Origin of the sequence: Stenotrophomonas sp. TWI1409 (genome assembly GCF_039673015.1) — a bacterium.
Lineage (GTDB): Bacteria > Pseudomonadota > Gammaproteobacteria > Xanthomonadales > Xanthomonadaceae > Stenotrophomonas > Stenotrophomonas maltophilia_A.
The window spans coordinates 39,518-45,517 of sequence record NZ_JBDJKU010000039.1 but is presented as its reverse complement, the minus strand read 5'-3'; the positions used below and the strand labels follow the sequence as shown (position 1 = coordinate 45,517).

Genomic DNA, 6,000 nt, shown 5'->3' with positions numbered 1-6,000 from the left:
ACGACAGGGTGTTCGGTAATGGGTACAGCGTTGCCCGCCAGCGGCCGGCACTACCGTGATGCCAGGCGCCGAGGATTGCCGGCCAGCGGCCGGCACTACCCCAATGCCAGACGCTGTTTCACTTCCGCCGCCACCCGCGCGGTCTCGCGCAGTGGTTCGATGCGGTCGTACTGCCAGTCCAGCCAATGCGCCTGCAGCCGCCCGCGCTCGCGCAGCTGCTGCTGGAAGCGTGCCAGCCGGCCTTGCGCGGTCTCGGCCAGCGCCACCATCACCGGCATGCGCGTGGCGCAGGCTTCAGACAGCAGGTTCACCGAATCGGGCGAGACCACCACGCGGTTGGCCCAGCCGAGCAGGCCGCCATAAGGATTCGTACCGTCGCCGCCGTCGCCCCAGATCACATGCGGCAGGTCGGCGAACGTCGCGCGCAGGATCTCGGCCAACGCCGATGGCGTGCGCCGCGAGGTGGTCGCCAGCAGGCTGCCGCCTTCGCTGCGGATCTGCCCAGCCAGCGCCTGGAACACGCCCACCATCGCCGTTTCATCCCACGGCGCCAGCGGCGTCGGTCCACCGACAAGCAACGCGGTGCGCGGGCCGGGCAAGGTACTGAAGCCGGCAAACGCGGCGCGGCCCCAGGCCAGCCAGTCGTCGTCCACCGGGTTGAGGCTGCCGAGCAGGGTCAGCACGTTGCTGCCACGCAGGGCATCGTGTTCGGGCACCACCACCATGTCCCAGTGGCGGGCATTGATGCGCGGGTCGAGGATCTGCACCACCTGGCTGCCACGTGCGCGCAGCACGCGCAGTGCGCCGGCGGCCTGGCGGCCACAGCCGATCGCCAGCGGCGGTGCATCCGCGGCCAGCGTCGCGAATGCCTCGCCGTAGCCGTTCACATCACCAGGCAGCCGCCGCGGCGACAGCCAGCGCCAGGGTGCGCGGGGCTGCAGGACCAGCGGGCGATGGGTGCCCTGGCGCAGCGCAGAGGCCAGCGCGACCGCCTGGCGGACATTGCCGGCACGGCCGTCCGTGACCGTCCAAGGCGCACTCGATCGTTTCACCTGTGGCATTAATTCGTTTCAGCCCTGCTGGGTGTTGCAACAGTCGCGACACTCTACACTGCGGCTCGTCGTTTCGCCCCGCGCCGCCCGCGGGCACTGACTTCCCTTAGCCGCCCTGGAGATCCACCGATGTCCCACGCGCTCGACGCTGCTGCCCTCGACCAGCTGTTCCGTACTGCCCGCACCCAGAACGCTTTCCTCGACAAGCCGGTCCCGGCCAGCCTGTTGCAGGAACTGTACGACCTGGTGAAGTGGGGCCCGACCGCCGCCAACACCACGCCGGCCCGCTTCGTCTTCGTCACCTCGAAGGAAGCGAAGGCCAAGCTGGCCCCGGCCCTGTCCGAAGGCAACCACGACAAGACCATGGCCGCCCCGGTCACCGTCATCATCGGCTTCGACCTGGACTTCCACGAGAAGCTGCCGTACCTGTTCCCGCACACCGATGCCAAGGCCTGGTTCGACGGCCCGCGGGAAGGCCGCCACGAAGCCGCCATCCGCAACGGCAGCCTGCAGGGCGCCTACCTGATCCTGGCCGCACGCGCGCTGGGCCTGGATGCCGGCCCGATGTCCGGCTTCGATGCAGCCAAGGTGGATGAAGCCTTCTTCGCCGGCACCTCCATCAAGTCGAATTTCCTGGTCAACCTGGGTTACGGTGACTCGGCGGGCCTGTTCCCGCGTCTGCCGCGCCTGTCGTTCGACGAAGCGGCGCGCATCGCGTAAGTCGTTGTATCGGTTTCGGGCCTGCCGTCCCGTGGCAGGCTCTTGCTGCACCGTGTACCCATCCTACGATCCGGAGAGTTCCTCAGATGAGCGCCACCCGTAAACTGCTGCTGCCGCTGGCCCTGACCCTGGCCATTGCCGCCTGCTCCAAGCCGGCCGACACCGCTGCCCCGGCTGCTGACGCTGCCGCCCCGGCCACCACCGAACAGGCTGCCACCCCGGCTGCCGATGCCGCTGCCGCCGCGCCGGCCGCCGAAGCGATCCAGATCGCCTCGGGCACCTACAAGCTGGACCCGACCCACACCGACGTGCTGGCCCAGTGGAGCCACTTCGGCTTCTCCAACCCGAGCGCGCACTTCGGCAACGTTGAAGGCACCCTGGTGTACGACGCCACCGACGTGACCAAGTCCACCGTGGAAGTGAAGCTGCCGCTGAGCGGCCTGAACAGCTTCACCGCCAAGTTCGACGAGCACCTGAAGAGCGCCGACTTCTTCGACGCCTCCAAGTTCGCCGATGCCACCTTCAAGAGCACCAAGGTGGAAGCCGCTGGCACCAACAAGCTGACCGTCACCGGTGACCTGACCATCAAGGGCATCACCAAGCCGGTCACCCTGGACGTGACCGTCAACGGCGGCGGCGAGCACCCGATGGCCAAGGTTCCGGCCGCCGGCTTCGATGCCACCACCACCCTGAAGCGCAGCGATTTCGGCGTCGGCGCGTATGCCCCGAACGTCAGCGATGAAGTGAAGATCCGCATCACCACCGAAGCCACCGGCGAAAAGCCGGCCGCTTGATGCACCCCGCTCACTCGTCGTGAGAAGGCAGAAGGCCCGCTGAAAAGCGGGCCTTCTTTTTGGGTTCTGGTAGAGCCGGCCGCTGGCCGGCTGCATGCTAGGTGCCCGATGCTGATGGGGTTGCCGGCCAGCGGCCGGCACTACCCGGTAGGTGCCAACCTGCATCTGGTAGGTGCGGACCTGCATCTGGTGGGTGCGGACCGTTGGTCCGCACGATCCCTCAGCGCAGCGCGCCCAACCATGCCACGCACGCTTCGCTCGGGCTCTGCTTGGCCTTCACCGCCAGCCCGCTCGCGCGCACGAAGGTCTGCGCCGCCTGCGCCACCACCTGGCGTGCGATCAGCGCGGCCTGCTTGGTCGCGGCCTGCTGCTTGCGCAGCTGCACGATGTTGATCGAAGGCCGACCCACCGGGGCATATTTCTGGTCACGTCGCAGCACGTCGGCCACCTGCGCCACTTCGAATTCGGCCTGCAGGTAGCGGTGTTGTGCCTCCACCAGTTCACGCAGCGGTACGCGCAGGGCAGCGGTGTCGGCGAAGGCGGCCAGTGCCGCGTCGCAGGCGGCGTCATCGGCAAAGCGGGTACGCAGCGCATCCACGCTGGCCAGGGTCAGTTTGGCCATGTGGCCCTCGTTGCTGCAGGAAAGGAGCGCGATTGTCGCATTGCTTGGCGTGCTCCGGGCCGGGAGGCTTTCGCTTTGGTAGAGTCGACTGTTAGTCGACGGCTCTTGGCGCGATGCCGGAAACCCCCGCGCTGCGCGCGATAGTCGACTAACAGTCGACTCTACCTGGCTGGCATTTCAGGCGCAGCCGCATCCACGGAAGGAAGACCCATGCAGGACACGCAGTACTGGTTGAACGAATTCTGGACGGGCCTGAGCGTGCTCGATCTGCTGGGCGGCAGCGTGCTCGGTACGCTGCTTGGCCTGGTGCTAGGCATCTTCGCCTGGCGCTGGCTGCACCGCCGGGGTTGGTTGCAGCGGCGCAAGCGCTGGCATCACTGGCTGCTGGCCAGCTACGTGGTGCTGCTGCCGCTGGCCACCGCCTTCTTCGGCCTGCAGCTGGGCTTTACTGCTGGCGCGCACCGCGCGCTGTTCAAGCAGCTCGATCATTTCCAGCCGCACCTGCAGACCCTGGTGGAAGGCTGGAGCGAAGGCTTCACCGATTCGCTGGACGACCCGCGCATGCGCGAGGCATTGCGCAGCCAGGGCACGGTGGGGGATGTGGCCGACACCATCGCCTCGGCCTACCTCAGCGAACATCCGTTGCCTGGCCTCGACCGTCTGGGCAACGGCCCGTTGGCACGCGGCACCGGCTGGGTGATCGGCAAAGTGCGCGAAGGCCTGCTGCGCGGCATGGTGGAAGACACGCTGGTGGACAAGGCAGGCACGATCGGCCTGGAGCCGAAGGTTGTGCGCGAGGCGCTGACCATGCATGTGGATGAGCTGCTGCACACCCGTGGCGTGCTGCGGCTGGTGAAGGCGCAGATCAACGGCATGATGCCCGGCGTGTACTTCGGGCTGCTGTTGCCGTTGCTGATCATCGCGCTGCTGGTGGCGCTGGAGATCTGGGCCGCGCAGCGGTTCGGGTGGACGCGGCAGGAGGTAGTGCCGGCCGCTGGCCGGCAATTGCAGGTTCCTGCCGAGGGTTCATGAGGTTGCCGGCAAGCGGCCGGCACTACCCATCGGAGGGCGTGCGGACCAACGGTCCGCACCCACCGTCTTTGGATCAATCGCCGTCGGTTTCGTCCGGGTGGGCCTTCCAGTAGCCGGTCGAGCGGATCCAGTCGCGCGGCACGCCCAGGTGGCCTTCGATGAACTTGCGCATCATCCGGGCGCGGCGCGATTCGGTGGCGATCCAGTAGAAGACATCGCCGTCCGGCGCTTCGAAGTCGGTCAGCATGTCTTCCAGCAGCGTGCTGGTCGCCGCCGGGAAGCCGTTGCGCTCCAGCCAATGGATACGCACGTTCTCGTACTGCGGCAGGTCCTGGCGTTCGGCCTCATCGCTCACTTCGATGAAGGCCTGCACCTCGGCATCCTCCGGCAGCACGTCCAGCCAGCGGGCGATGGCCGGCAGCGCGGTTTCATCGCCAATCAGCACATAGGCGTCGTAGCTGTCGGCCACCACGAACGAGCCGCGCGGGCCGCCGATCACCAGCGTATCGCCAGCCTGGGCCTGCTCGGCCCACGGCCCGGCAATGCCCTGGTCGTGCAGCACGAAGTCGATGGCCAGCTCGCCGGTTTTGTGGTCCCACCAGCGCGGGGTGTAGTCGCGGGCCGGGGAAGGCTCCTTGCCGGCCGGATAGCTGCGGCCTTCGGCAGTGACCACCGGCAGCACCATCTCGCCGCTGGCATTGGGGAAGAACAGCTTGATGTGGTCGTCGGCGCCGGGCGAATCGAAACCGGCCAGCTCGGCGCCGCCCAGCACGATGCGGCGCATGTGCGGGGTGACGTCTTCGGTGCGCAGCACGGTCAGTTCACGGAAGCGCACATCCAGGCGCAGGCGCGTGTTGTTGTGTTCGGTCATGGGGTTACCTGTAAAGGTGTCGCGCGGGGGCGCGCGGCATGGGGGAGACCTGGCTGGATTCAGTCTGGCTGGGTCGTTGAAAAGGGTGGGCCCTCGCTACCGGCATTGCCGTTGAGCAGCGCGGACGCCCGCGTCAGCAGCGCCGCCACTTCTTCCGCCTCGCCCTCGGCCCAGCGGCCGTGGTGGTGCACCAGCGCCCGCTTGAACTCGCGCAGGGCGCCGGCCAGCGGCGGCGGCAGCGAGGCCTTGGTGATCTCGCGGGCGCGGTCGAAGGCGCGTCGCTGCGCCAGCCGCACCTGGGTGCGCTGCACCTTCAGCTCGAACTCGCCGGCGGTGGTGATGCGGAAGATCCGCTTGCCGTCCACTTCCTCGGCCTCGATCCAACCGGCCTGCTCGAAGCTGGCCAGCAGCGGGTACATGGTGCCGGCGCTGGGCGTGTAGGCCTGCATGAACTGGTTGCTGATCAGCTGCATCAGCTCGTAGCCGTGGCGCGGCTGCTCGCCGATCAGGGCCAGCACCAGCAGGCGCAGGTCGCCGCGGCTGAGCACCCGCGGCTGGCCGTTGCGGCGTGGCACTTCCGGATTGGTGGAACGGGCTCTGGGAGAAGCGGTACGGCTCATTTCGATATATCGGTAAACGAGTGTGCAAACGATATATCGATATATCGAAGCCGACAATCATCGATCCGGCCACAAGCAGGTCAGTTTTGGGCCACGGCCGGCCCCGCCCACAGCAAAAGGGGCGCCCCTTGCGAGGCGCCCCGGGCAACACTGTGGAAGGGAGTGAGGCAGGGCCAGACGGCGGACCGAAGCGGGCGAGGCCAACACTCGAGGCCTACCCTGAGGGCAGGGCGGGGGGCGATCCAGAGGCAGGTGCGACACGTTGTCGCCGGTTCAGCGCCGGCACGCG

7 protein-coding genes are annotated in these 6,000 nt (G+C 67.8%); 3 read left to right on the top strand and 4 right to left on the bottom strand.

The window, feature by feature from the left end; genetic code table 11:
• Positions 1-95: 95 nt before the first annotated feature.
• The gene (locus ABE423_RS13685) at positions 96-1,061 is read right to left on the bottom strand and encodes a mitochondrial fission ELM1 family protein (RefSeq protein ID WP_346486423.1); all 966 of its coding nucleotides are present in this window, start codon (positions 1,059-1,061) and stop codon (positions 96-98) included.
• 120 nt (positions 1,062-1,181) lie between these two features.
• Between ABE423_RS13685 and ABE423_RS13680 the strand changes: the two genes are divergently transcribed.
• Together ABE423_RS13680 and ABE423_RS13675 are read left to right on the top strand one after the other, a co-directional pair.
• Positions 1,182-1,772: a malonic semialdehyde reductase gene (locus ABE423_RS13680; RefSeq protein ID WP_346486421.1), complete on the top strand. Its 591-nt coding sequence runs from the start codon at positions 1,182-1,184 to the stop codon at positions 1,770-1,772.
• Positions 1,773-1,858: 86 nt separating this feature from the next.
• Entirely contained in the window at positions 1,859-2,566 is a 708-nt protein-coding gene (locus ABE423_RS13675; protein WP_100437730.1) for a YceI family protein, read from the top strand.
• Positions 2,567-2,786: 220 nt separating this feature from the next.
• Here ABE423_RS13675 and ABE423_RS13670 read toward each other — a convergent pair whose 3' ends face one another.
• The gene (locus ABE423_RS13670) at positions 2,787-3,188 is read right to left on the bottom strand and encodes a hypothetical protein (protein ID WP_346486419.1); all 402 of its coding nucleotides are present in this window, start codon (positions 3,186-3,188) and stop codon (positions 2,787-2,789) included.
• Positions 3,189-3,398: 210 nt separating this feature from the next.
• Between ABE423_RS13670 and ABE423_RS13665 the strand changes: the two genes are divergently transcribed.
• On the top strand, positions 3,399-4,220 hold the full coding sequence (locus ABE423_RS13665; protein ID WP_346486417.1) for a hypothetical protein: 822 nt from the start codon (positions 3,399-3,401) through the stop codon (positions 4,218-4,220).
• A 73-nt stretch (positions 4,221-4,293) separates the two neighbouring features.
• Here the strand turns inward: ABE423_RS13665 and ABE423_RS13660 are convergent, their stop codons facing one another.
• Complete coding sequence (locus ABE423_RS13660; RefSeq protein WP_346486415.1) at positions 4,294-5,091, bottom strand: siderophore-interacting protein; 798 nt, start codon at positions 5,089-5,091, stop codon at positions 4,294-4,296.
• 59 nt (positions 5,092-5,150) lie between these two features.
• Positions 5,151-5,711: a PadR family transcriptional regulator gene (locus ABE423_RS13655; RefSeq protein WP_346486413.1), complete on the bottom strand. Its 561-nt coding sequence runs from the start codon at positions 5,709-5,711 to the stop codon at positions 5,151-5,153.
• Between the last annotated feature and the right edge of the window lie 289 nt (positions 5,712-6,000).

Bases quoted from the DNA above. Each gene is read 5' to 3' on its own strand.
- ABE423_RS13680 (WP_346486421.1), top strand. From the start codon at position 1,182: ATGTCCCACGCGCTCGACGCTGCTGCCCTCGACCAGCTGTTCCGTACT.
- ABE423_RS13675 (WP_100437730.1), top strand. From the start codon at position 1,859: ATGAGCGCCACCCGTAAACTGCTGCTGCCGCTGGCCCTGACCCTGGCC.
- ABE423_RS13655 (WP_346486413.1), bottom strand. From the start codon at position 5,711: ATGAGCCGTACCGCTTCTCCCAGAGCCCGTTCCACCAATCCGGAAGTG.
- ABE423_RS13670 (WP_346486419.1), bottom strand. From the start codon at position 3,188: ATGGCCAAACTGACCCTGGCCAGCGTGGATGCGCTGCGTACCCGCTTT.
- ABE423_RS13665 (WP_346486417.1), top strand. From the start codon at position 3,399: ATGCAGGACACGCAGTACTGGTTGAACGAATTCTGGACGGGCCTGAGC.
- ABE423_RS13685 (WP_346486423.1), bottom strand. From the start codon at position 1,061: ATGCCACAGGTGAAACGATCGAGTGCGCCTTGGACGGTCACGGACGGC.
- ABE423_RS13660 (WP_346486415.1), bottom strand. From the start codon at position 5,091: ATGACCGAACACAACAACACGCGCCTGCGCCTGGATGTGCGCTTCCGT.